General features: G+C 31.6%; 22 protein-coding genes. 16 read left to right on the plus strand and 6 right to left on the minus strand.

Annotated features, from left to right (window positions below):
* Positions 1-2: 2 nt before the first annotated feature.
* The 4 genes from KSU54_RS12655 to KSU54_RS12670 all read left to right on the plus strand — a co-directional run bounded on the left by KSU54_RS12655 (position 3) and on the right by KSU54_RS12670 (position 2052).
* Complete coding sequence (locus tag KSU54_RS12655; protein WP_003539436.1) at positions 3-515, plus strand: TetR/AcrR family transcriptional regulator; 513 nt, start codon at positions 3-5, stop codon at positions 513-515.
* Position 516: 1 nt separating this feature from the next.
* Positions 517-1290 (plus strand): ZIP family metal transporter, encoded by a 774-nt coding sequence (locus tag KSU54_RS12660; RefSeq protein WP_217751464.1) that lies wholly within the window; start codon positions 517-519, stop codon positions 1288-1290.
* A 77-nt stretch (positions 1291-1367) separates the two neighbouring features.
* The gene (locus KSU54_RS12665) at positions 1368-1544 is read left to right on the plus strand and encodes a hypothetical protein (RefSeq protein ID WP_003539438.1); all 177 of its coding nucleotides are present in this window, start codon (positions 1368-1370) and stop codon (positions 1542-1544) included.
* Between the two features lie 334 nt (positions 1545-1878).
* Positions 1879-2052 (plus strand): hypothetical protein, encoded by a 174-nt coding sequence (locus KSU54_RS12670; protein ID WP_003539439.1) that lies wholly within the window; start codon positions 1879-1881, stop codon positions 2050-2052.
* Between the two features lie 27 nt (positions 2053-2079).
* On the opposite strand, the gene KSU54_RS12675 is transcribed toward KSU54_RS12670, so the two are convergent.
* On the minus strand, positions 2080-3246 hold the full coding sequence (locus KSU54_RS12675) for an O-antigen ligase family protein (RefSeq protein ID WP_003539441.1): 1167 nt from the start codon (positions 3244-3246) through the stop codon (positions 2080-2082).
* Between the two features lie 64 nt (positions 3247-3310).
* Here KSU54_RS12675 and KSU54_RS12680 point away from each other — a divergent pair, with 64 nt between their 5' ends.
* Positions 3311-4246, plus strand: coding sequence for a TRM11 family SAM-dependent methyltransferase (locus KSU54_RS12680; RefSeq protein WP_003539443.1), 936 nt, complete (start codon positions 3311-3313; stop codon positions 4244-4246).
* 22 nt (positions 4247-4268) lie between these two features.
* On the opposite strand, the gene KSU54_RS12685 is transcribed toward KSU54_RS12680, so the two are convergent.
* Positions 4269-5852 (minus strand): putative polysaccharide biosynthesis protein, encoded by a 1584-nt coding sequence (locus tag KSU54_RS12685; RefSeq protein ID WP_003539445.1) that lies wholly within the window; start codon positions 5850-5852, stop codon positions 4269-4271.
* 244 nt (positions 5853-6096) lie between these two features.
* On the opposite strand from KSU54_RS12685, the gene KSU54_RS12690 reads away from it, so the two are divergent.
* The 9 genes from KSU54_RS12690 (at position 6097) to KSU54_RS12730 (ending at position 19394) form a co-directional block, all read left to right on the plus strand.
* Positions 6097-6924: a MerR family transcriptional regulator gene (locus KSU54_RS12690; RefSeq protein ID WP_003539447.1), complete on the plus strand. Its 828-nt coding sequence runs from the start codon at positions 6097-6099 to the stop codon at positions 6922-6924.
* Between the two features lie 85 nt (positions 6925-7009).
* The gene (locus KSU54_RS12695) at positions 7010-8728 is read left to right on the plus strand and encodes an ABC transporter ATP-binding protein (RefSeq protein ID WP_003539449.1); all 1719 of its coding nucleotides are present in this window, start codon (positions 7010-7012) and stop codon (positions 8726-8728) included.
* On the plus strand, positions 8721-10457 hold the full coding sequence (locus tag KSU54_RS12700) for an ABC transporter ATP-binding protein (RefSeq protein ID WP_003539453.1): 1737 nt from the start codon (positions 8721-8723) through the stop codon (positions 10455-10457). The genes KSU54_RS12695 and KSU54_RS12700 overlap by 8 nt, the downstream gene beginning before the upstream one ends.
* Before the next feature lie 357 nt (positions 10458-10814).
* Positions 10815-13448 (plus strand): PRD domain-containing protein, encoded by a 2634-nt coding sequence (locus KSU54_RS12705; RefSeq protein WP_040434434.1) that lies wholly within the window; start codon positions 10815-10817, stop codon positions 13446-13448.
* A gap of 19 nt (positions 13449-13467) precedes the next feature.
* The gene (locus KSU54_RS12710; RefSeq protein WP_003539455.1) at positions 13468-13776 is read left to right on the plus strand and encodes a PTS lactose/cellobiose transporter subunit IIA; all 309 of its coding nucleotides are present in this window, start codon (positions 13468-13470) and stop codon (positions 13774-13776) included.
* Between the two features lie 21 nt (positions 13777-13797).
* Positions 13798-15444 (plus strand): lactose-specific PTS transporter subunit EIIC, encoded by a 1647-nt coding sequence (locus tag KSU54_RS12715; protein ID WP_003539457.1) that lies wholly within the window; start codon positions 13798-13800, stop codon positions 15442-15444.
* A 2-nt stretch (positions 15445-15446) separates the two neighbouring features.
* Positions 15447-16859 carry a 6-phospho-beta-galactosidase gene (gene lacG, locus KSU54_RS12720; protein ID WP_003539459.1) on the plus strand — a complete coding sequence of 471 codons (1413 nt, stop codon included), beginning with the start codon at positions 15447-15449 and terminating at the stop codon, positions 16857-16859.
* A complete protein-coding gene (locus tag KSU54_RS12725) occupies positions 16849-17511 on the plus strand; it encodes an HAD family hydrolase (protein WP_003539461.1) in 663 nt (220 codons plus the stop codon). Before lacG ends, KSU54_RS12725 begins: the two co-directional genes overlap by 11 nt.
* Before the next feature lie 173 nt (positions 17512-17684).
* On the plus strand, positions 17685-19394 hold the full coding sequence (locus tag KSU54_RS12730; RefSeq protein WP_003539465.1) for a carbon starvation CstA family protein: 1710 nt from the start codon (positions 17685-17687) through the stop codon (positions 19392-19394).
* A gap of 35 nt (positions 19395-19429) precedes the next feature.
* Here KSU54_RS12730 and KSU54_RS12735 read toward each other — a convergent pair whose 3' ends face one another.
* From KSU54_RS12735 to KSU54_RS12750, 4 genes are all read right to left on the minus strand, one after another.
* On the minus strand, positions 19430-21316 hold the full coding sequence (locus KSU54_RS12735) for an alpha/beta hydrolase family esterase (protein ID WP_003539466.1): 1887 nt from the start codon (positions 21314-21316) through the stop codon (positions 19430-19432).
* 133 nt (positions 21317-21449) lie between these two features.
* On the minus strand, positions 21450-22244 hold the full coding sequence (locus KSU54_RS12740; protein WP_003539475.1) for a MurR/RpiR family transcriptional regulator: 795 nt from the start codon (positions 22242-22244) through the stop codon (positions 21450-21452).
* A gap of 503 nt (positions 22245-22747) precedes the next feature.
* Entirely contained in the window at positions 22748-23221 is a 474-nt protein-coding gene (locus tag KSU54_RS12745; RefSeq protein WP_003539479.1) for a phosphatase PAP2 family protein, read from the minus strand.
* A 9-nt stretch (positions 23222-23230) separates the two neighbouring features.
* On the minus strand, positions 23231-23455 hold the full coding sequence (locus KSU54_RS12750) for a Smr/MutS family protein (protein WP_003539481.1): 225 nt from the start codon (positions 23453-23455) through the stop codon (positions 23231-23233).
* A 117-nt stretch (positions 23456-23572) separates the two neighbouring features.
* Here KSU54_RS12750 and ychF point away from each other — a divergent pair, with 117 nt between their 5' ends.
* Entirely contained in the window at positions 23573-24673 is a 1101-nt protein-coding gene (ychF, locus tag KSU54_RS12755; protein WP_003539483.1) for a redox-regulated ATPase YchF, read from the plus strand.
* The gene (gene srtB / locus KSU54_RS12760; RefSeq protein WP_003539485.1) at positions 24673-25476 is read left to right on the plus strand and encodes a class B sortase; all 804 of its coding nucleotides are present in this window, start codon (positions 24673-24675) and stop codon (positions 25474-25476) included. Before ychF ends, srtB begins: the two co-directional genes overlap by 1 nt.
* Positions 25477-25543 lie beyond the last annotated feature (67 nt).

A 25543-nucleotide genomic window follows, 5' to 3' on the forward strand; every position in this document is an offset into this window, starting at 1 on the left:
CTATGACTACACAAGAAAAAATTATAAATGTTGCGACTCAGGAGTTTTTAAATAGTGGGTATCTTGGTGCATCGCTAAGAAAAATTGCCAAAGCGGCTCATGTAACAACTGGAGCAATGTATGGATATTATAAAAATAAAGAGGCACTTTTTAATGATATTGTTGAAGAAGTGTCTGAGGAATTTAAAAATGATTATTTGGTTGAGGGAATTAATCTTGAGACGATTGATTACATTTATCAAAATTTTGAAGTTTTTAAATTAATCATTTGCTGTAGTAAAGGAACTCGTTATGAAGAATATTTAGATTGTTTAGTAAATGAAAAAACGAAGCAATTTAATGAACATGGTTTTGATGATAAATTATCACATATTATTAATCATTCATATTTATTTGGTGTTTTTGAAATTGTCCGTCATCAAATGACTGAGAAACAAGCTGAGGATTTTGTCAGTGATTTACAAGAATTTTATCAGGCGGGCTGGAATAAGTTATTAGAAAGAAAGGAAATATAATATGGAAACATTAATTGGAATATTGATTCCGTTTATTGGAACGACGGCAGGGGCAGCGTGTGTCTATTTTATGAAAAATAAAATGAACGATTTAGTTCAGAAAGTATTATTAGGATTTGCTTCGGGAGTAATGATTGCAGCTTCTGTTTGGTCACTATTGATTCCGGCGATGGATATGTCAAGTGATTTGGGAAAAATGGCGTTTGTTCCTGCAGCAGTAGGTTTTCTATTAGGAATAGCTTTTTTGCTTTTACTTGATCGTAATGTACCTCATATGCATTTGGATAATGAAGAAGAGGGTCCTAAAAGTCAATTGAAAAAATCAACAATGTTAGTCTTAGCATTAACTTTGCATAACATCCCAGAAGGAATGGCAGTTGGAGTTATTTTTGCGGGATTGGCATCTGGAAGTCAGGGAGTAACTTATGCGGGAGCTTTAGCTTTATCGCTGGGAATTGCAATTCAAAACTTTCCTGAAGGAGCAATTATTTCAATGCCGTTAAAAAGTTCTGGGTTATCAAAGAACAAATCATTTATATATGGGATGCTATCAGGTATTGTTGAACCGATTGGTGCAGGATTAACTATTTTGATGGCTTCATTAGTAGTACCGATTTTACCATATCTATTAGCATTTGCGGCAGGAGCCATGGTTTATGTAGTTGTTGAGGAACTTATTCCGGAGGCTTCACAAGGGCATCATAGTAATATTGCAACTATTGGTTTTGCTATTGGGTTTGTCGTGATGATGATGTTAGATGTCGCCTTAGGTTAATCTTTACATAATCTTAAGCACAGTTGTATAGTTTCGTTTCTGTAATTAAGTAAAATGAGGTTAAAGAGGTGACAGAAATGAAAAAGAGATTAGGGTTAGGTTTGGGAATGTTTTTAATAACAATTTTATCTAATTTGTCAGGAGTTATGGCTTATAGTGGTAATAGTAATTTACCGGGAAGTGCAATAATTATTGTTTTTGTACCGGTAATGTTAGGAATTATCTATTTAGCTAGTAAGGGTGAGGTTAAATAACTAAAACTTTACATAGAATTAAAGCAGGGATGATATAATTTTAAATGAGAATATTAGATAATTTAGCTATGGTATAGATGGATTGGTTATAAAATAATGCTAAGTCCTTTATGCACACTATAAAATTTTGATTAAAAGACTAATCATATCTTATACCTGCTCTATTTGAATAACTTTCCCTATGTATATGAAAGATGAGGCAATAGCCTCATTTTTCATATTTCATAAATTCCAAAATTTAACATTTTGTTAACAAATTGATGATATTATTAGTCTACAAAATAAGTATTATAAAGATAAGGATAAACATATATTTAGTAAGGAGGCGGTTTTAATGAACAAATTAGCTTTAGTTGCGATAAGTTTATTTGTAGTTGTAGAAATTCTAGTTGGAGATTGCGTAGTCCAGGGAATTCCTCTTTGGGTAGTTGGTTTAATTGGTTTTAGCCTAATTTGGATGGGAATAATTTGTGTAAAAGAAAAAGTCCAAATCAAAGACTGGTATTAAAAAAAGGAAATTATGATTTCCTTTTTTTTATTTATGTTTAAACATTTCAAATGATGAAGCAATTAATAAAAATAGCATACCTGTGTGTACCCAGAAAATTGTATAATCAAGAACACCATGTAATAGAATAACTGCAATGCATGAAATTACAAGGGCGACATAACGGAGATTTAGCTTTTCTTGATAGACCTTAAATAATCTTTTACAATTATCAAACATATAAGGAACAAGAGTAGCAACGCCAACGACACCAAATGATAAAATCGGATCAAGATAGACGCTGTGAGCATGTTGAGTGACATGACCACCATACTGTTTAAAAATCATCATATATGTCATTGGGCCTTGACCAAAGAGCGGATGGGCTTTGATTCCTTCAATTGCAGCATGCCAGATCTTTGTTCTTACAGTAAAGTTATCAACTAGTTTTTCAATTCTTGGGAACTGTTCAGGATTAAAGATAAAATAAATACCACCAATGATACAAAGTAGCCCAATTAAACTGCAAATCCGGTAATTTTTATTGATGATCAAGAATACTAACATTGCTCCAGCGGTTGCAACAAAAGCGGTACGACATCCAGTCATATATAATAAAAAGAAATTAAGGCAGGCAACGATAAAATAATAAAGCTGTTTTTTGACATTTTTAGTACCAAATATTTTATATCCAATCATCATGATGGTAAATTCAATCATCATGGCATAGTAATTAGCATTGAAGAAAACAGAATTAAGACGATTTTCACGTCTGCTAAATACTTTTAAAGTAAAATGATCATAACCTAAACGATCGAGAATTTGAATTTGTTCAAATAGTCCATAAATGGCCCATAGAATCGATAATGCAATTAACATATCTAAAATAAATTCAAAAGTATCTTCATTGATATATTGTCGATAATATAACATTAGTGAAACAAAGATAAAGATAAGTGCGACACATCCTACACCAATCCAATTTTGATAAATTAAAGAAATAGCTAATGTTAAAAGCATAAAAATTATTAAATATTTAGATTTTGGGGTACTTTTAAACGCATTTATAATTTTTTTAGTGTACAATAGGTATAATGTTTCAAGTAATAAAAAAGGTACACAAATATAAAATGGGGTAGATAAACTAAGGGCGGTAGCAATAATCATTAATTGTTCCTTAGTAAAACGTTCTTTTAATGAATTGATAAATTTCATAATAGACCTCCAAGTACTGTTACTATAGCATAAATATAAAATAGACACAAACAAAGGAGATATAATGAAAAAGTATTTATATGTTTTTAACTATCCCCCAGAAGATAAAGAATTATGTGCTTTAGAATTTAGAACATTATTTAAAGATGAATTTAAGAGTAAATATTATTTATCAAATAAAGATTATAGTGTCGATAAAAGTGTTTTTGTAAAAGCAAAGCTCGATCTTTGGGGAATAGATGCTGATTTTAATAAACTAATCGAAAAAGTGGCTGCGCTGCATAAAGATTACCAGAATTTTAAAGTAATATATTTAAAAAATGAAGTTACTCATGTTGACTATCAAGAAAGTTTACTTAGGTGTAAAGATATTTCTTGGGGTATTGCAGGAAGTGTTAATATGTCTAGACCGCAACATACTATCGCGATTACAAAATTAGAAGATCAATGGCTTTGCGGTTATTATCATCATGGTGTTCCGTCTTGGCAAAAACACGATGATAAACCTAATACTTTTTCTAATTCTTTAGATATCCGGTTAGCTCGAACTTTAGTTAATTTAGCAGCTGGAGATAATGATCAGGTAACGATCGTTGATCCTTGTTGTGGTATGGGGACAGTTGTTCTAGAAGGACTCGCTTTAGATTTAGATATTGAAGGATTCGATATTTCCAGGGAAATATCTTGGCAAGCACGTAAAAATTTAAAGTATTATGGTTATGATGAGTATTTGATTAATAAGGTGAGTATTCATGACTTACAAAAACATTACGATGTTGCAATCATGGATATCCCATATAATTTATATACTCCAATAACTTACGAAGAACAGTGTAGAATGATTCAGTCCTCGCGAAGAATTTGTGACAAAATGATTATGGTAACTTTTGAGGAAATGAGTAAAGAAATAAATCAAGCTGGCTTTTTGATCATTGACGGCTGCTTACGTAAAAAGACAGAATATGTTAAATTTGGACGCTATATTTATATTTGTATTTAATAAAAGCAACATTTAGTTGCTTTTATTTATGTTTTATGATTTTTTGAAGATAAGGTATTTGTGATAATTCTTCAACATTATCTTTATATAGAAAAAGCAATGTTCCAAAATATATAATGACTCCAATAACGATTGCAATAAATAGAGTGATAATCAAACGATCAATAACTTTAATTAAACCATAGTAGCATAGCGCGACTGTAAATGCCATAATTGCTGAACTAATCAATGGGTAGATGAAGGTGTGTAATTTCTCTTGATAATAAGTAGTAATATGTTTTAAAGCTCTTTGATTTGCGAAACAAAGCTGTAAACCATAAAGACAGTTACCGATCAATAGAGAATAAATATTTAAATTCGTTGCAAGTAAAAGAAATAGAGTAATAAAACAATGGATAATTAACGCATATATAGCATTTTTTAAAGGAATAGATGAATATCCTAAAGCTTGCAATAATCCATTGGTATAGGTAGAAAGACCATAGAAAACAATTGCTGGACTCCCAAATGTTAAAAGGGTGCTGGCTAGAACAACCGTTTCTTTTTGCGGAAAAATTGCTTGAATAATCGGAACTGCAAGAATACTCATTCCAACGGCACTGGGAATAAGGATCAACATGATGACTTTTGTTCCTTGAGCAATTTGTTTTTTAACTTCAGCAGTATCTTTAAATAGCCATGCTGATGAAATATTGGGAATTGAAGCTGTTGACATTGCTGAGGCAAGAGCTACAGGAACGTTTTGTAAAATAATATACTCACCCCCATAAGCCCCAAAGGCACTGATGGATTTGGCACCATCACCACAAACTAGATAAAACATATACATATCAATAGTTGAGATAAGGTTGTAAACGCAAGTAGCCAAAATTATTGGAGTAACAATATTTGAAATCATTTTAAAGATATCTTTAAACGAATCTGTATGGGGATCGGCTGCTTCGATATTTGGAGGATTTAAATAACTTTGTTTAGTTCTTTTGAACATGAACAACATATAACATAAGCTGATTAGAACTCCGGCGCCAGTGCCTAAGGCACTACCAGTTGCCCCGTGACTAGCAACTAGACTTTGATTATTAAGGTATGGTTGAATAAATAGATAAGCAGCTCCAATTGAAACACCGGCATTAAATACTTGTTCGATTATTTGTGAAATTCCAGTAAAGGCAGTAGTTTTAAAGGCTTGAAAATAACCCCTAAAAATCCCCAATAGTCCAGAAAGAAAGATCGTTGGACAAAGAATTCGCAAAGCTGAAACAGCTTTATCAGGAACAATATAGGGTGCAATTACAAATGCGATAATTGCTGCTCCTCCACCAACTGCAACAATATAAATAAATGAGCAAAGAAGAATCTTTTTAACATTATTATATTGATTAACGGCCAGTTTTTCAGATAACAACTTAGAAATAGCAGTTGGAATACTGTAAGAAGAAACTAAAAGAATTAGTGCATATACATTATAAGCAGTAGAATAGTAACCCATTCCTTGTGAACCAATCAGTTTAGTTAATGGACTTCGATATAACAGACCAATAATTCTTACTAATATTCCAGCAGCAGCTAAAAAAGCAGCCTGTTTAAAAATTGAATTCTTTTTCATAAAATAAACTCCTTATGGATAATAATGTCATATTATATTAACCATACCATTTATTGAAGGATAAATGTATGAAAATTTTAATTATTAATAAGATTCTTGTTTTAATTATTTTATTTTATCATAAAAAGATAATTAGTTCTTTATTGTCGGTAGTTTAAATAAAAAAGATAAAATATGTTAGAATAGGGTGATTAGAAAATTAATTTTATATTTGCTTGACTCTCCGGTAAGGGGAGCTTATACGATGTTTATGGAAGGTGATAAGATGTTTTCGATTGGTGAGTTTTCAAAAATGGCTAAAACGACTGTAAAGACTTTGCGACATTATGATGAGATTGGATTGCTGGCGCCGGCATATGTAGATACTTATAGTAAATATCGTTTTTATACGAGTAATCAATTAGTAATAATTCATCAAATTCAGTCATTAAGACAAATAGGTTTATCATTAGATGAAATACAGATGATTATTAATGGTGTTGATGGTGTTGCAATTCTAGAAAGTCGGAAAAAAGCAATAAAAGAAAGCATTAGTGAAGCAGAAGATCAACTTTCACGCATTGAGTTTATTTTATCTGGCAAAGAGGAGGATACATTTATGAATTATCAAGCAAGTATTAAAGAATTACCAGCATGTACCGTATATTCGAAAAGAATGGTAGTCCCTGGGTATGACAGTTATTTTGAATTGATTCCTGCAATAGGTCAAAAAGTGATGAATAAGTACCCGGACTTAAAATGTACAGTTCCAGAATATTGTTTTATTATTTATCGAGATGGTGAATATAAAGAAAAAGATATTGATATTGAATTTTGTGAGGCGGTTGATCAAGTGAAGGTAGATTTTGATGATATCAAGTTTAAAAAGATGCCGGCGGTTAAAGCAGTATCTATAATGCATAAAGGTGATTATGCGGGATTACCTAAAGCATATGCGTATGCTTTTAAATGGATTGAAGAAAATGGATATCAGGTACTTGATAATCCCCGTGAGAGCTATATTGATGGAATCTGGAATAAAGAAAGTAAGGATGAATGGCTAACAGAATTACAAATACCGGTGACTAAATAGCGGATTGGGAATTAGATTAAATTCTAATTCCTTTTATTTTTGTGGAAAGATAGGGTATAATAAATCCAGATTTGGGGGTTAGACAATGAAATTATTAAAATATGTTAAAGAGTATCGATTTCCCGCGATAATTGGATTTGTTTTCAAAATTGCCGAAGCAGCCTTAGAATTAATGGTTCCATTGGTAATGGCTGATATTATTGATGTAGGAATTAAAAACAATGATCAAAATTATATTTTAGTAAGGGGGTTATTTTTGGTAGGATTAGCGGTGGCTGGTTATTTATTTGCGTTAGTATGTCAATATTATGCATCACTTACATCACAAAGTGTTGGAACAAAATTGCGTGAAGATATGTATCATCAAATTAATCGTTATGATCATCATAATTTGGATAAATTAAGTGCGCCTACCTTAGTAACTAGATTGATTAATGATGTTGTACAAATTCAATTGGCAGTAGCAATGACGATCCGGTTAACTTCACGGGCACCGTTTATTATGATTGGTTCCTTGTTTTTAGCGTTTTTGATTAGCGGGCCGCTGGTTTCTATTTTTGTAGTTGGGGCTATCGTTTTAGCAATTGTTATGTTGATGATTACAATAATTTCAATGCCGTATTTTAATAATGTTCAAAAAAAGCTTGATAAAATTAGTTTGATCGTTCGTGAAAACTTAAATGGAATTAGAGTAATTCGAGCATTTGCTTCACAAGATAAAGAAATTAATAAGTTTAAAACAGAAACTCGGCAACAAAAAGATATCCAAGTAAAAGTAGGGAGAATTCAAGCATTATTAAATCCATTTACATATCTGATTGTTAATGTGGCTATTGTTTTAATAGTTTATTTTGGTGGAACTGAAGTAAATGTTGGGGGATTATCGCAAGGGGAAGTTATTGCTCTAGTTAATTATATGAATTCTATTTTATTAGCCTTGATTGTTTTTGCTAATGTGTTATCGATCTACAATAAAGCAGGTGCTAGTTATACAAGGATTTTTGAGGTTTTGGAAACAGAACCGGCAGTAGTTAATGATGGACAAATACAAATATATCGAGAAAGTGAAGATTGTATTGAATTTAGACATGTTAGCTTTGCTTATGAACAAAAAAATGTTTTAAATGATTTAAATTTTACGATAAAACGTGGTCAAACAATTGGAATTATTGGTGGAACAGGAGCTGGAAAAACTTCTTTAGTAAATTTAATTGGGCGTTTTTATGATGTTAGCAGTGGCGAGATTTTAATTAATGGAGAAGCGATTAAAAATTATGATCTTCATGCTTTACGTTCTTTTATTGGATTTGTACCACAATATGCAGCTCTTATTTCAGGAACGATTAGAGAAAATTTACAGTTAGGAAATCAAACAGCCAATGATCAACAATTGCTCAAGGCCTTGGAAATTGCTCAGGGAAAGGAAATGCTCGAAGATAAAGCGGCTGGATTAGATACAGTAATTGAACAAGGCGGAAAGAATTTATCTGGGGGTCAAAAACAACGTTTAACGATTGCCAGAGCATTAGTTAAACAGCCGGAAATCTTAATTCTTGATGATAGTTCAAGTGCACTTGATTATGCAACTGATTTTAAATTGAGACAAGCATTGAAACAACTTAATATGACAAAAATTATTATCTCACAACGAACAGCTTCAATTGAACAGGCAGATAAGATAATGGTTTTATATCATGGTGACTTGGTTGGCTTTGATAGTCATGAACAGTTAATGAAAGATTGTAAGATCTATCAAGAAATCTATGCTTCACAACATAGTAAGGATGGTGACGATCATGAATAGTAAGACGATAAAGCGGTTATTGACATATTGTCGACCATATCGTGTGATTTTAGGTTTAATATTTATCTTATCTTTTATTAGTGTCTGTTTGACATTAATTACGCCAATCTTATTTGGACAAGCAATCGATCTATTAATAGGAATAGGACTGGTTGATTTTAGTCGTTTGTTTTGGCAGCTTCTAGTGATTGTAGGAGTTGTGCTTGCGGGAGCATTAGTCCAATGGATCTTGGGGCAATTAACTAATAAGATTACTTATAATATAACGAACGATCTTCGTGATCGCGTCTTTGAAAAGATTCATTTATTACCATTAAAATATATTGATAGTACGCCACATGGTGATATTATTGGTCGAGTAATTAATGATATTGATTTGATTGCAGCGGGTTTATTGCAAAGTTTTACTAGTTTATTTACTGGTGTTGCAACGATTGTTGGAACAATTATTATAATGTGTTTGATTAATTTATCAATTGCAATCGTAGTGATTGTTTTAACCCCGTTATCATTACTAGTCGCTTCACTAATCGTTAAAAGGACCCATATCTATTTTAAAGAACAGCTTGAACTTCGAGGTGAAATGAATGGCTATATTGAAGAAATGATAGGGAATCAACGAATCATTAAAGCCTTTAATTATGAACAAATGAATGAAGAACGTTTTAAAGAAGTAAACCAACGAATGCATGTAAGTGGTGTAAAGTCACAATTTTATGGAGCTTTGATCAATCCGACGACAAGGATTGTTAATAGTCTGGTGTATGGTGCGGTTGGAGTATTTGGTGCAATTAGCGTGTTAAATGGTAGCTTTACGGTTGGTTTATTATCTAGCTTTTTAACTTATGCAAACCAATATACCAAACCTTTTAATGAAATTTCGTCAGTAATGACAGAAATGCAAACAGCTTTAGCAGCTAGTCAGAGAGTATTTAATTTATTAGACGAACCTGTTGAAAAACCAGTCAGTAATCCTCAAAACGTTGAAATAATGGAAGGTAATGTTTCTTTAAAAAATGTATACTTTAGCTATGACCCTAAAGTATCATTAATAGAAAATCTTAGTTTAGAGGCATTACCAGGTCAAACAATTGCAATTGTTGGTAAAACTGGTTGTGGAAAAACAACTCTAATTAATTTATTAATGCGCTTTTATGATCAAAATAGTGGAAGTATTATGGTTGATAATGTTAGTACATTAGATATGGAGCGAGATTATTTACGTCGTATGTACGGAATGGTATTGCAAGAGTCATGGATATTTAAAGGAACTATTAAAGAAAATATAGCTTATGGAAAAAGCGATGCTACAGATGAACAGATTATTGCTGCTGCTAAAAAAGCCCGGGTTCATAAATTTATTATGAAACAACCTGAAGGTTATGATACTATGATTGATGAAGATGGAGGAAATATTTCTCAAGGGCAAAAGCAATTGATTTGTATTGCCCGAATTATGTTAACAAAACCTCCAATGCTGATTCTTGATGAAGCAACAAGCTCAATTGATACACGTACAGAATTACAAATCCAGGAAGCTTTCGAAACGATGATGAAAGGTCGAACGACATTTATTGTGGCTCATCGTTTATCGACGATCAAAAATGCCGATATGATCTTAGTAATGGATAAAGGACATATTCTTGAACAGGGAACGCATCAAGAATTGTTAGAGAAACAAGGTTATTATTATAATCTTCATAATAGCCAATTTAATTTAGCTAAGTGATAGATATTTAATAAAAAAGATACAATAAGCTAAAATGATTATAAACTATAAAGGTAAAGATAACTGCTGGAGGTAAACTTTAGCAGTTTTTATTATTTTAAAGGAAATTATTCAAAAAGTATTTTGTGTATAAAAGAAGAAATAGGGACATAAATATTTTATACACTAAAATAAAAATATATGATTATTATAGTTTAGTGTATAATTGAACTTGTAAAAATTAAAAGAAAGCGTATACACTACTTATAAAATATGCTCTAGTGTATTAAAAAATGATGATTTATCAAGTTTGCGAGAAATAATTGATTATTTTATAGTTGTAATTGGCTAGAGCAAGTAGTGTCAAAGGAGTTAGCTATGAAATCAAACAAAGTAAAAGTATTTGAGTTCATTAAAGAATATTCAATTACTCAAAGTACAGATGAATATCCTAAATTGACAACTCAGTATCTATCCGAAAAATTAGACATGCAAAGAACTAATCTAAGCAGTATTTTGAATCAATTGGTTAAAGAAGGAAAAATTACTAAAACAACTACACGTCCAGTACTGTATCAATTAGCAAATTTCCAATTGACTAATCAAAAAGACTTTGAGAATTTAATTGGTTATAACCAAAGTTTGAATGAAGCAGTGATGCTAGCAAAAGCTGCCATTCTTTATCCTCAAGGAAGTCCTCATATTCTCTTAACTGCAGAAAGTGGAAGTGGGGTTAAATATTTTGCTAAAAACGTTTATGACTTTGCAGTTAAATCTAAAGTATTAAAAAATAATGCACCATTTACAGTTTTCGACTGTAAAACATTCATTGAAAATCCTACGATTATTAATGAAATGCTTTATGGTGATGAAGTGAATACTGGACTAGTACATCAGACTAATCAAGGCATGCTGTTGATTAAACATGTTGAACTTTTATCAGGGTATCAAAGAACAATGTTATTTTCAATCATTACAAGTAATAAGATGCCCTCTAATCAATATGTAGAATTACCGCGTAATTATAAATGTATCATGCTTTGTGCAATAGCCAGTGATGCCAGTAAGGATCTTTATGATCTCTATCGTAATAAAATGGATTTTGTTATTGAACTTTTGCCATTAAGTCAAAGACCCTTAAAAGAACGATTTGCTCTTTTAGAATTGTTTTTAAAACAAGAAGCCAGAAAACTTGATCGGGTTCTAGAAGTAAGCACTAATATATTACACTCCTTATTATTATATGAAGTGAAGGACAATATCCGTGGTTTAAAAAATGATATTCATACAGGAGTAGCTAATTGTTATGTAAGAGAACATGATGTTCATCATCACCATATTGAGTTATTGTTATCAGATTTTCCTAATTATGTTCGCAAAGGAATGATTTACTATAAAACATTTAAAGAAGAAATTGATGAGATTATTCCTGGAGATTGTAAATTTGCATTTACTAAAAATGAGGTATTAAAAAATAGAGCAAAGGAAAATAATGCTAATATTTATCGAACGATTGATGTTCGTAAAAAAGAGTTAAAAAAACAAAGTGTTAGTGAGGAACAAATTAATACATTAGTTTCATTACAGCTTCATCAAGATTTTCAAGAATATTTAAATGAATTGAGTAATCGTGTAAGTGATAAAGAGCAATTAAGTAAAATTGTTTCAATGAAATTAATTAGTTTAGTTGAACGTTTCATTACTCGTGTAAGCAGTGAACTAGCAATAAATTATCAAGAAAATATTCTTTATGGGTTATGTCTGCATATTAATGCTTCACTAATTAAAGTAAGCAGTAAACAGCGTCTTGCAAATGAAGAAATTAAGCGGATGATTGATCTTTATCCTAAACATTATCATCTTGCTAAAGAATTCGTTCATGAAATTGAAGAAGAATTTAGGGTAAAGATGAATATTGATGAAATAATCTTTACAATGCTGTTTATTTTAAATGAGAGTAAGCCTGTAACTAATAAACATGTTGTTACTTTGATTGCGATGCATGGTGACAGTTCGGCTAGTTCGATTGTTAACGTTGTTAACGCTTTAGCAATGCATAACAATACTTATGCCTATGATTTGCCTTTAGATAAAAGCATGGATGATGCCTATGAAGATTTGAAAGAGCAAATTATAAAGGTTGATCAGGGTAAAGGGATTATTCTTATTTATGACATGGGTTCAATTCGAACTATGGCTGAATCAATTGCTTTTGAAACAAAAATAGAAATTAAATATTTAGAAATGCCAGTTACTTTAATTGGTGTCACTAGCAGTAATAAAGCCAGTAATAATGATTCAGTCGATGAAATTTATGAATATCTTCAAACAAAGTTTAAAGATATAAAATATTTTAGAAAACAAAGTGATAAGAAGATCTTAGTAATAATTTCAAAAGAGCAGTCAGAAGTTACAAGGTTAAAGAGTTATTTAAATGAACATTTTGATTTAAGTAATGTTACTGTTCATGTAATTGAAAATAGTGAAGCTAATCATCTATACAATGAAATCAATATTATTGCTAATGAAGGAAAAATTATCGGAATTATTGGTAATAATAGACCAAATTTAGCTCAATATCCTTTTGCTGAAGTGAGATGGCTAGAACAAAAGAATGCTAAAACTTTAGAAGAGATATTCATTGAGGAAGATGAAGCACGTGATGATATTAATGAAATATTTGAATATTTAAAGGATCAGTTCAATGAGGTAGATGTTGATGGAATAAAAGATTATCTATTGGATTTTACTAAGAGTTTAGAAGTTACACTAGATGCAACTTTAGATGAGGATCAGCAAATCGGTTTAATAGTACACTTGGTTTGTTTGATTGATCGAATCAGTAGACATCAAGCACCGATTGTTAATTTTATTGCATCAAACATAATTTTAAATCATGGAATGTTAGTTAGTAAGGTCAAGGAACTTTTAGTTCCTTTAGAGATGGCTTTAAATATATCAATCAGTGACGCTGAAATTGCAACGATTATTTCAATCGTTAAAAAGAGATAAATAGAAAGAAGGATTAAATATGACTAAAGAAGAAGCAACAATGGTTGCCTTTGAAATCGTAGCTTACTCAGGGGATGCTCGTTCAAAATTATTAATGGCTGTAGAGAAAGCTAAAGCAGGTGACTTAGTGACTGCTGATAGATTAGTAGCAGAAGCTAATGAATGTTTAGTAGATGCTCATAAAGCTCAAACAGATTTATTGCAACAAGAAGCTCGAGGGGATAATGTTGAGGTTGGTTTTATCATGGTTCATGGTCAAGATCATCTGATGACAACATTATTATTAAAGGATATTGTTGGGACTTTAATGGATGTATATAAAAAATAAAAATTTAACGGGGGATCGTATATGAATAAATTAGTTTCAAATATAGAGAAATTAAAACCTTTCTTTGAAAAAGTTTCACGTAACCGCTATTTACGAGCGATTCGTGATGGTTTCATTTCGGCCATGCCGATTGTATTATTTTCAAGTATTTTTATGTTACTTGCATATGTACCAAATATCTTTGGTTTTTACTGGTCTAAAGAAATAGAAGCAATGATCTTAAAACCATATAATTACTCAATGGGGATTTTAGCTCTTGTTGTTGCAGGTACTACGGCTAAGAATTTAGCAGATAATTTTAATCGTGATATGCCGGTTAATCGTCAAATCAATAATATTTCTGCGTTAATGGCAGCAATTGTTGGTTTCTTGATTGTTGGGGTCGATTCGATCGAAGGCGGGTTTGCAAATGGCTATATGGGGTCAAAAGGGTTATTAACAGCCTTTTTAGTTGCCTTTGTCGTTTGTAATGTTTATCGTTTTTGTGTAAAACGAAATGTAACTATTAAAATGCCAGATGCAGTACCACCAAATATTTCTCAAACCTTTGCTGATGTTATACCGTTTGCGGTTTCAGCAATCATCTTTACTATTTTTGATATTATTTTTAGGAATGTAACTGGAATATGTTTTGCTCAAGGTGTAATTGAATTTTTTCAACCACTATTTACTGCAGCAGATGGGTATATCGGGTTGGCTATTATTTATGGGGCAATGTCATTATTCTGGTTTGTGGGAATTCAAGGTCCATCAATCGTGGAACCGGCAGTTTCGGCAATCTATTATGTAAATATAGCAAACAATTTAGATTTATTCCAAGCGGGACAACATGCTAATAATATATTAACACCAGGAGTTCAACAATTTGTTGCAACAATTGGTGGGACTGGTGCAACTCTTGTAATTACATTGATGTTTGCATTTATGTCAAAATCAAAAGAATTAAAAGCAATTGGCCGTGCTAGTTCGATTCCGGTAATCTTTGGGGTTAATGAACCAATTTTATTTGGGGCACCGCTTATCTTAAATCCAATTTTCTTTATTCCATTTATTTTCGCTCCGATTTTAAATGTTTGGTTATTTAAAGCTTTTGTAGATTTCTTAGGCATGAATAGTTTTATGTATGTATTACCTTGGACAACACCAGGACCAATTGGGATTGTTTTAGGATGCGGTTTAGGTTTATTAACAATTCTTTTTGCTGCAGTTATTCTACTAGTTGATTTTGCTATTTATTATCCATTTTTTAAAGTTTATGATAATGAAAAGTGTGAAGAAGAAAAGAATAAGAACTTAGATGCAGTTGAAAAAGAAGAAGAAATGATTGAAGTAGATGGAAATACTTTAAAATCAAAACGAATCTTGGTTTTATGTGCTGGTGGTGGAACAAGTGGTTTATTAGCAAATGCTCTAGCTAAAGGCGCTAAAGAACAAAATATTCCATTGATTACAGCTGCCGGTTCTTATGGAGCACATATGGATATTATGAAAGATTATGATTTAGTTGTATTGGCACCACAAGTAGCTAATTATTATGAAGATTTGAAAAAAGATACAGATCGTTTAGGAATTAAATGTGTTGCTTGTGAAGGTAAACAATATATCAATCTAACAAGAGATCCTGATGGGGCCTTGAAATTTGTGTTTAAAATTATGGAGGGAGAATAAAAATGAAATTTCCTGATAATTTTGTATTTGGTGGTGCTACAGCTGCTTACCAATGTGAAGGAAGTACTTTGAAATATGGAAAAGGTAAAGTTGCCTGGGATGATTATTTAAAAAAAGAAGGACGTTTTTCTGGTGATCCGGCGAGTGATTTTTATCATCAATATCCGATAGATTTAAAATTATGCCGTGATTATGGAATCAAAGGGATTAGAATCTCGATTGCCTGGTCAAGAATTTTTCCTAATGGTGTTGGTCAAATTAATCAAGAAGGGGTAGATTTTTATCATCGTGTTTTTCAAGAATGTAAAAAGCAGGGTGTTGAACCATATGTTACATTACATCATTTTGATACTCCTGATGCTTTGCATAAAATTGGTGATTTTTTAAATCATGAAATCATCGATCAATATACTAATTATGCAAAATTTTGTTTTCAAGAATATCATGATGAAGTAAAATATTGGTTCACCTTTAATGAAGTATGGCCAATTGCAGTAAATCAATACATTGTAGGAAGTTTTCCACCAGCAATTAAATATGATATTCCTAAAGCAGTTTATTCAATGCATCATATGATGGTTGCCCATGCGAAAGCAGTATTGGCATTTAAAGAGGGAAAATATCCAGGCCAAATTGGAATTATTCACTCTTTAGAAACAAAATATCCTTATAATGATAATGAAGCTGATTATCAGGCAACAAAAAATGAAGATGTATTAGCTAACCAGTTTGTTTTAGATGCAACTTTCTTAGGTGAATACACTGATGAAACTCTTACGATAATTAAACGATTAGTCGCTTTAAATAATGGAACTTTTAGAGTTGATCTAGAAGATTTGGAAATCATGAAAAAAGCTGCTAAGTTAAATGATTATCTAGGAATTAATTATTATCAAAGCCACTTTATTCAAGCTTACGATGGTGAGAATGATATCTTCCATAATGGAACGGGGGATAAAGGTACTTCACGTTTTAGACTGAAGGGTGTTGGTGAACGGATGTTTAAGGAAGGAATCGAAAGAACTGACTGGGACTGGTTGATTTATCCTCAAGGACTTTATGATATGATCATGCGAATTAAAAATCAATATCCTAACTATAAAGCAATTTATATCACAGAAAATGGAATGGGATATAAGGATGAATTTGTTGGAGGTAAGATCGATGATACTCCAAGGATTGATTATATTAGAAAGCACTTATCATGGATTTTAAAAGCAATTGATGATGGTGCGGATGTTAAAGGATATTTTGTTTGGTCGTTAATGGATGTATTTTCTTGGTCTAATGGTTATAATAAGCGTTATGGACTATTCTATGTTGATTATGACAGTCAAGTTAGATATCCAAAAAAATCAGCTAGCTGGTTCAAGCAAATTAGTGAAACAAAGGAGTTAGATAAGATTGAATTATAAAGCAATTATCTTTGATTTTAATGGAACATTATTCTTTGACAATGATAAACATGTTTTAGCTTGGGGAAAAATCTCCAAGCTGATTCGCGGTAGGGGGATCAGTGACGAGGAGTTGCATGAGCAGTTTAATGGAACACCGAATGCTAAAAATATTCAGTATATGATGAATAATCAAGCAACGAGTGAAGAGCTTAAAAAATATTCATTATTAAAAGAAGAATATTATCGTGAATTTTGTAAGCAAGATAAAGCATCTTTTCATTTGGTAGATGGAGCAGTAGCTTTTTTTGATAAATTAAAAGAACTGGGAATTCCTTTTACGATTGCTAGTGCTTCAATTAAAGAAAATATTGATTTTTTTGTTGAATCATTTAATCTAGATAAGTGGATTGACCCTGAAATGATTATCTATGATGATGGTTCCTATTCAAATAAAGTTAATATGTTTAAAGATGCAGCACAAAAATTAAAACATAATGTTAAAGATATTTTAGTGTTTGAAGATTCTTTTTCAGGAATTGCGAATGCATATAAAGCGGGAATTGAAAAAATCGTAGTAATCTGTCCTCAGGAAAAAGAAAGTGAGTATCGGGATTTACCTGGCGTTATCATGACGATACAAGACTTCAGTGATTTTAATAAATTAATCTAGGATTGGCTATAAAAGTCAATCTTTTTGTTTTTTAAACAATTATATGTATATTTATTATCTAAAATCCTAAAAATAATTAAAATAAAAAAATTATTATCTTGACAAACAATAATCATAAGAGTATTCTATATAAAACATTGTATAGGTATATACATTAAAGGGGGAAATAAAAAATGAATGGATTATTATTACTGGCGCTTTCGATGGTTGCATTGGCAGCAGCTTATGTAATTTATGGTCGCTATTTGGAGAAAACTTGGGGAATCGACCCTAAGGCTAAGACACCAGCGGTTGCTAATGAAGATGGGGTTGATTTTGTTCCTAGTAGCAAATGGGAAGTATTTGCACATCAGTTTTCATCAATCGCTGGAGCAGGACCTGTAACGGGACCGGTTATGGCATTGATGTTTGGTTGGGTACCTACAGTTTTATGGATTATTGTTGGGGGAATTTTCTTTGGTGCTGTCCAAGATTTTGGAGCACTTTATGCATCAGTAAAATCAAACGGTAAATCAATGGGTGGTATCATTGAAGAATATATTGGTAAAACTGGGAAGAAATTATTTTTCTTGTTTTGCTGGTTATTTACACTTTTGGTAATTGCTGCTTTTGCTGATATGGTAGCAGGAACATTTAATGGTTTTTCAGCTGTTGATGGTTCTAAATTACAGCCAAATGCTGCAGCTGCATCAATTTCAATGTTGTATATCGTTGTAGCGATTGCTTTTGGTTTCTTTTTAAAGAAACGGCATGTAAGTGGCAAAGTGCAAGCAATGCTAGGAATTGGCTTAATTGTTTTGATGTTAATTGGAGGGATTGCTTTTCCAATTTATTTCAGTAAAACAACTTGGCTATATGTCGTCTTTGTCTATATTTTCTTTGCTTCTGTTACACCAATGTGGTTATTGAAACAACCTCGTGATTATTTAACTACGTTTTTATTTGTTGGAATGATCGTGGCTGCAGTAGTCGGCGTACTATTCTATAACCCAACTATTTCACTACCAGCATTTACTGGTTTTACAAGTGAGACAGGCAGCTACATGTTCCCAACTTTGTTTATCACGATTGCTTGTGGAGCTGTTTCTGGTTTTCATTCACTGGTTTCATCAGAAACAAGTAGTAAACAAATCAAAAATGAAAAAGATATGTTACAAGTTGGTTATGGTTCAATGTTATTGGAATCACTATTAGCAATCTTAGTTGTTGTCGTAGTTGGTTCTTTAACTCAATTAGTTAGTGACGGTGTTTTAACTGATCAGCTAGCTTCATTAGTTACTGCTGAAGGAGCTACTCCATTTACTAAATTCTCAGTAGGGGTAACGGCTTTTGTTTCTAAACTAGGATTACCTCAAGAATGGGGAATTTGCATTATGACAATGTTCGTTTCAGCATTAGCTCTTACATCATTGGATGCTGTTGCAAGAATTGGACGTTTATCATTCCAAGAATTATTTGAAGTAGAAAATTCTCAAGAAGCTTCAGGGTTGAATAAAATTCTTACAAATAAGTATTTTGCAACATTAATTACCTTGTTCTTTGGTTATTTATTATCATTAGGTGGTTACAATAATATCTGGCCGTTATTCGGTTCAGCAAATCAATTGTTAGCAGCTATGGTATTGATTTCATTATCTGTTTTCCTAAAGGTGACTGGTCGAAAAGGATTTATGTTATACATTCCAATGTGTACAATGCTGGTAGTAACTTTAAGTTCACTTGGTCTTTCTGTATATAACATCGTAAATGCATGGATGACAACAGGAACTTTTGATTTCTTGACATCAGGACTACAATTGATTTTTGCAATTTTATTAATTGCTTTGGGAGTATTAGTTGCTTTCTTTGATTTTAGAAAATTATTTAAGACAAAAAAAGTGTAAAAAACATTGAGTAATTTAATTACTCAATGTTTTTATTATGCTATTTTCTTTTTAAAATAGATAAAAGTAGTTATCGTAATAACAGATAGAATACCTAGATATTCAAATTCAACTTCATCTCCTGTTTTTACAGAAGTTGTCAAATCATCTTTTTTATCAATAACTGTTGTAGTATTGCTACCATTGTTGACAAAAATCAGTTCACCAGTTAGTAGATCACGTTGGTAGTTTTTAAAGAAATTCCAAATATATTGAGCTTCTGGTTTATAGTTCCAGTGAGCATGATCTTTAATTGCAGCAAGTTCCATTACTACACCGTTATTGTTAGACAAAGTTCCTGTATACATGTCTTTTTCACCAAGTTTTGTCCATTGCTGATTATCTAATTTAATGCCATAATAAGGGTTTAAATCCATATTCATATCCGTCACGGTTAAGTCATTGATTTTTTGATATGCTTGTAGGGCACTATATATATGTGTATTACTGTCTTCAGCCCAAATACTAAAACCATATAATTGTGAAGTACCGTATTGACTTGAACCATCAACAGGAATCATTTGAAAGAAATCATGATCACCACAAATATATAATAAAGGTGTTTCATGTCCTTTATAATCATTGGTTAATTCAGTGATTGCTTCACTATAAAGATTGACACCAGAAACAGCCCCAACCCCTGCAAAAGTTTCACTATTCTTGACCCCTAATAATAATGACTCGGCACCGCCTGCTGATAAGCCGGTAACATATACTCGTGATCTGTCGATTTGTGGATATTTAATTTTCAAATCATCAATTAAGTTAATAATTCCTTCATCCCCTAAACCATCGCATTTTGAAAAATTGACACTAGCATCCTGCCATTCTGGGGATACAACGATAAAGTTCTCTTTTGTAGCTAATTCAATCCAACCAGAAGAATCGGCTTGAACCCGAGGATCATTACCGTTTCCATGAAGCGTAAGAACTAAAGGAACTGAATCTTTCTTAGTATCAATTACTTGATTAGGTAAATATTCAAACCAAGTGTATTTTCCAGGCATATTTGAGACAGTTTGATTAATCTCTTGATTATGAATGATTCCAAGGCGATCAAAAATTGGCGTTTCAATTAGTTTATACGGTTGCTCAGCATTAGCTAAATTTGTATCAGTAACAGGCATATTATAGAACTCGGTTGTTTCATTATGCTGACGATAGTTTTTAGAAAAAACTGTTTCCCAGGCATTATCGAATGCATTTTTTAATGTTTCATCTGTTTTTGAATTTACCACGATTTGTAATGGATTTGTAGAATTTTGATAGATCGTGTAGTTGTTAAATGATTGAGATTGGTCAGTTTGATTAGCTTGTTTGTAATAACTAACAGCTGATGTTGCTGTTGAACTTAAATATGCTGGTATAGGAACGTTATAAGTTAAATCGCTATTCATTGTACCGCCATATACCATCATTCCAGCAATAAAGTAACAATTTTGACTAATATAATTATTGACGAAAGTGGCACCCTCATCAATTCCGATCACTTTAATGTTGCTGACACCAGTGCCGGCTAATTTTTTGAAGGCTGTGACATCATCATTGTTATATTGCGTTGATATAGGATTAATAATATATACTTTCCCTGCCCATTCATGAACATTATCGAGAAGACCAATTTCTTCAATTAATTTATCAGCGCTAGTAAGATCTTGTTTTCCCGCAAAAATGTAATAAATAGGTGTTAAGATATTACTACGTTCTGAGGTGTAGCCATCTGCTTCACTATCATATTCGTAGTAAGTATAATTATTGATTGTGTCACTAGTTACTTCAGTTAAAATGTTTTCATTTGCATATAATTGATTAACTGAAATTGGAGCTGCTAACATTAATAGTGACAATGTTAGTGCTAATAATGCTTTTGTTATTTTTTTCATTGTTCCACCCCTGATTTTATATTTATAACTTTTAAGTTACATTAAAATTATACAAGCGCTTATAATAATAAAACATAATTATCTTTGAACGATCAATTCAAAATAAAACTAGTTTATTCAAAAACTGAATGAACTAGTCGATGTAACGAATATACATATTTCTAAAGATTGGAATAAAATAAGTAAGCTGGATATAACCGCTAATTTCATCATTACGCTGATTGCCAAATTTATAGATATAATCAAACTTTGCTTCATCAGTATGCTGTGTAATGCAGGTAAGAAGAATTTTAGGGTTATTAAGACTGAATAAGATATCTCTAATTTCCTTAGTTGAAGGAGCATTGTACCATTGACCACTGGTACTGATACAAATAATTAGGGTATCTTCTTTCAAAGACCTAAGATTTTCTGCCATAATAATGGGATCGTTATAACTATAAGCATTGATACCATATTGAACCATTTCTAATTGAACTAGATAAATATTAGCCAATGAAAATTCAGAACCAATAAAAAGAACCTGTTTATAATTATTGATTATTTTAACTAATCTTTCAAGTGCTGTCATATCAAGCTTATCAATATCATTAAAAGCATTTTGTAATGATTGTTTTACATCATTTTTAATTTCTTCGTTATTTTTACTAATAATCACTTTTTTATTATTAAAAGCATTAAGTCGCAGCATTTGTTGTCCAGCAATGAAATCCCAACGATACTCATTGATATTTTTATAACCCTGATTTTTTATAAACCGGCTAACCGAAGCTTGAGACAAGTAATTGTCACCGGCTAGTTTTTCAAGACTGATTTCATTGATTTTATCACGATTAGTAAAGATTGCTTTAGCAACCTGAGTATTAGTTGCATTATTAGTAGTTTTATTAAGATATTGAATTAAACCATGAATACCTTCTCTTTTCATTTTTATCACCAATAAAAGTATAGCATAAAAATGAAATATTTAATTGTTTTTGAATAAACATTATTAACTAGGTAATATTTTGGGTCAATAATTATTTTGAATCAACTTGATTATTACCAGTTCACAAGAGATAGTAATTTCAAAAGAAGAGTTTTTAATGGTCTGTTAAAATTATTTCAAGTGTTGATGGAAGCCCATCATCACGTTCGACGAGGAGCTTATAGTTAGATTAATGTATTTAGAGAGCTTTTGATATAATTGTTTGATAAGAGCATCATTTGAGCTATCATAAATCATATAGAACAGATATTTATAGTTCAATTCATTTTTAAACAATTCAAATAAATGACGTTTTTAATCAATTTCTTTTATCCATGATTTATTATTTATATAAACGAGAACTTGTTTGGTTAAAATAGATTGATTTAACGGATTATCTAAATTAGTATCAACAGGTAATTGAAATAGCATAGGCACCATCTTTTATATATATGCATATACGCTTAGAGGAAACTGATGATTAAAGCAATGATTACGGCACTTAGAACATCACTGATATAATGAACACCACTTAAGATTCGTGAACAGCTAACGACAAATGCTAGAATTAACATGATCGTCCCAAGCAGTGAATTTACCTGAAGACAAGCTAATGCAATTGCAAAAGCACTGACCGTATGTCGTGAAGGGAAAGATTCACCTTGCTTATGTTCTATTAAAGGATCAATAGCCATAGCTTCATAAGGGCGTTTACGATTAATTACTTTGCGCAAAAGTGTTACAATTAAAAATGAAGCAAGTGGCTTATAAAGTGTTTTAGCTAATAATGTATTTTGAGTATAAAGTAAATAAACGAGCAAAATTGAATAAACAATAAAAGTAATAATAGGGATATAGCGGGTAAAGCCCATAATGATTTTTTGCAGCAAGGGATGTTTACGAATATTAGATAACATTGTTTGATAAAATTTTTCCATAAAAACTCCTTATTTTAATTGAATGATCGTTTCGCCTGCATTCATTGTTAAGATGCGCCGACCAGCACGTTTATGTTTATATTGCTTCCGAATAAATTGTTGTAGTATTTTACTTGAATAGCCGTGAACTACAGTAATTTCTTTCGTATTGGGGGATAATGAATTTAGATAGTTATCCAGCCGGATTTTAGCTTCAATCGTAGTACAGCCGTGAATATCGATTTGATTAAACATAATAGTCTCCTTAAATTAAAGTTTAGTTAATTATACTAGATACTTTAAAATTAAACAAACTTGCAATTTACCTGGATATTAAGTAGAATATAAGAGCATATGAATGGAGTGATATAAATGGCACTGACAGCCGGAATTGTAGGATTGCCAAATGTTGGGAAGTCAACATTGTTTAATGCAATAACAAATGCCCAAGTTGAGGCAGCAAACTATCCGTTTGCAACAATCGACCCTAATGTTGGGGTTGTAGAAGTACCTGATTATCGTTTAGATAAGTTAACAGAATTAGTTGAACCTAAAAAAACTGTTCCAACTACTTTCGGTTTTACTGATATTGCTGGTCTTGTTAAAGGGGCGAGTCGTGGTGAGGGTTTAGGAAATAAATTTTTAGGGAATATTCGTGAAACTGATGCAATTTGTGAAGTTGTTCGCTGTTTTAGAGATAAGGATGTAACTCATGTTGATGGCGATGTCGATCCTATTAGAGATATTGAAACAATTAATTTAGAGTTGATTTTTGCTGATTTAGATACTGTAGAAAAAAGAATTGGACGAATTGGTAAAAAAGCACAATCAGGAGACAAAGAAGCGAAGTTAGAAGTCGCTATTTTAGAAAAATTAAAAAGTACGCTAGAAGCCAATAAACCAGCTCGAGTGATCGAGTTTAGTAAAGAAGAAATGGATGTTGTTAAACAATATACTTTATTAACAATGAAACCAATCATTTATGTGGCAAATCTAGGTGAAGAAGACTTAGAAGATCCAACTACTAATCCACATTATAATAAAGTCGTTGAATTTGCAGCTGGTGAAGGGGCTGATGTTGTCCCTATTTGTGCAAAAATTGAAAGTGAATTAGTTGGAATGGATAAAGAAGAAAAAGATTTATTTTTACAAGATTTAGGAATTGAAGAAAGCGGTCTTGATAAATTGATCAAAGAAGCCTATAAACTATTAGGACTTCGTACATACTTTACTGCCGGGGTACAAGAAGTACGAGCTTGGACTTTTAAAGAAGGTATGACAGCCCCAGAAATGGCGGGAATTATTCATAGTGATTTCCAGAGAGGTTTTATTAAAGCAGAAACATATAGTTTTGATGATTTAGTCGAATATGGCAGTGAACATGCTTTAAAAGAAGCTGGTAAGATTCGTCAGGAAGGAAAACAATATGTTGGTCAAGATGGTGACATCATGTTGTTTAAATTTAATGTCTAATGGCAAAAACAAAAAAGAGTTTTATTGAGAGAATAAAACCGACTGGAGCTAAAGATTTAATTAGAAAAATTATTTTATTAGTTTGTATTTGTGTATTTTGTTATAGTGCGTATAATCTAGCCTCAATTTTTCTTGAATATAAGAGCATGGATGATAGTAATAAAGAAGTAGAAGAAACATATGTTACTGAAAATACAGAACAAAAAAATTCATATAAGACAATTGATTTTGAAGCCTTATTAGCAAGAAATTCAGATGTTAAGGGATGGATCGATATTCCTGATACTAAAGTTAGTTATCCAATTGTTCAAGGAGAAACTAATGATACATATATTCATAGTGATATTGACAAAAAGGAATTTAGAGCCGGTTCAATTTTTATTGCAAGTGAAAATAAAAACCCTTTTACTGATTTAAATACTGTTATTTATGGTCATAATATGAAAAATGGTTCAATGTTTAATAACATTAAATCATATACAGAACAAGATTTTGCAGATAAACACCCGTATGTTTATATTTATTTACCAGATGGGACAGTAAGTCGTTATAAAGTAGTAGCAGCACATATTATTCCAGAAGAGAGTTTATTATATAATACTGGAATTACTGATATTCAAGCTTTTTATCAAGAGATGTTAAAAACTAGTGATATTAAGGTTGATTTTGAACAAGCTGCAGGTAATCCGGTAATTACTTTATCAACATGTACTTCAGCTGGTAGTGAAAGCGGAAAACGTAATGTTGTTCATGCAGTCTTGGATAGAGCAGGAATTGATCCTAAAACGGAAACAATGGATTAATTTAGACTTGTGGGCTCCGTGTCAATAGTGGAGGGGCTTAAGAGATAGCGAAAGCTATCTCTTTTCT

Source organism: Erysipelatoclostridium sp. MSK.23.31 (genome assembly GCF_019125875.1).
In the GTDB taxonomy this organism is placed as follows: domain Bacteria; phylum Bacillota_I; class Bacilli_A; order Erysipelotrichales; family Coprobacillaceae; genus Thomasclavelia; species Thomasclavelia ramosa.

Coding starts and splice junctions, on each gene's coding strand:
- KSU54_RS12660 (WP_217751464.1), top strand. CDS start 517: ATGGAAACATTAATTGGAATATTGATTCCGTTTATTGGAACGACGGCA.
- KSU54_RS12675 (WP_003539441.1), bottom strand. CDS start 3,246: ATGAAATTTATCAATTCATTAAAAGAACGTTTTACTAAGGAACAATTA.
- KSU54_RS12740 (WP_003539475.1), bottom strand. CDS start 22,244: ATGAAAAGAGAAGGTATTCATGGTTTAATTCAATATCTTAATAAAACT.
- KSU54_RS12745 (WP_003539479.1), bottom strand. CDS start 23,221: ATGGAAAAATTTTATCAAACAATGTTATCTAATATTCGTAAACATCCC.
- KSU54_RS12695 (WP_003539449.1), top strand. CDS start 7,010: ATGAAATTATTAAAATATGTTAAAGAGTATCGATTTCCCGCGATAATT.
- srtB (WP_003539485.1), top strand. CDS start 24,673: ATGGCAAAAACAAAAAAGAGTTTTATTGAGAGAATAAAACCGACTGGA.
- KSU54_RS12690 (WP_003539447.1), top strand. CDS start 6,097: ATGTTTATGGAAGGTGATAAGATGTTTTCGATTGGTGAGTTTTCAAAA.
- KSU54_RS12705 (WP_040434434.1), top strand. CDS start 10,815: ATGAAATCAAACAAAGTAAAAGTATTTGAGTTCATTAAAGAATATTCA.
- KSU54_RS12710 (WP_003539455.1), top strand. CDS start 13,468: ATGACTAAAGAAGAAGCAACAATGGTTGCCTTTGAAATCGTAGCTTAC.
- KSU54_RS12655 (WP_003539436.1), top strand. CDS start 3: ATGACTACACAAGAAAAAATTATAAATGTTGCGACTCAGGAGTTTTTA.
- KSU54_RS12730 (WP_003539465.1), top strand. CDS start 17,685: ATGAATGGATTATTATTACTGGCGCTTTCGATGGTTGCATTGGCAGCA.
- KSU54_RS12700 (WP_003539453.1), top strand. CDS start 8,721: ATGAATAGTAAGACGATAAAGCGGTTATTGACATATTGTCGACCATAT.
- KSU54_RS12750 (WP_003539481.1), bottom strand. CDS start 23,455: ATGTTTAATCAAATCGATATTCACGGCTGTACTACGATTGAAGCTAAA.
- KSU54_RS12715 (WP_003539457.1), top strand. CDS start 13,798: ATGAATAAATTAGTTTCAAATATAGAGAAATTAAAACCTTTCTTTGAA.
- KSU54_RS12735 (WP_003539466.1), bottom strand. CDS start 21,316: ATGAAAAAAATAACAAAAGCATTATTAGCACTAACATTGTCACTATTA.
- KSU54_RS12665 (WP_003539438.1), top strand. CDS start 1,368: ATGAAAAAGAGATTAGGGTTAGGTTTGGGAATGTTTTTAATAACAATT.
- KSU54_RS12670 (WP_003539439.1), top strand. CDS start 1,879: ATGAACAAATTAGCTTTAGTTGCGATAAGTTTATTTGTAGTTGTAGAA.
- KSU54_RS12685 (WP_003539445.1), bottom strand. CDS start 5,852: ATGAAAAAGAATTCAATTTTTAAACAGGCTGCTTTTTTAGCTGCTGCT.
- lacG (WP_003539459.1), top strand. CDS start 15,447: ATGAAATTTCCTGATAATTTTGTATTTGGTGGTGCTACAGCTGCTTAC.
- KSU54_RS12680 (WP_003539443.1), top strand. CDS start 3,311: ATGAAAAAGTATTTATATGTTTTTAACTATCCCCCAGAAGATAAAGAA.
- ychF (WP_003539483.1), top strand. CDS start 23,573: ATGGCACTGACAGCCGGAATTGTAGGATTGCCAAATGTTGGGAAGTCA.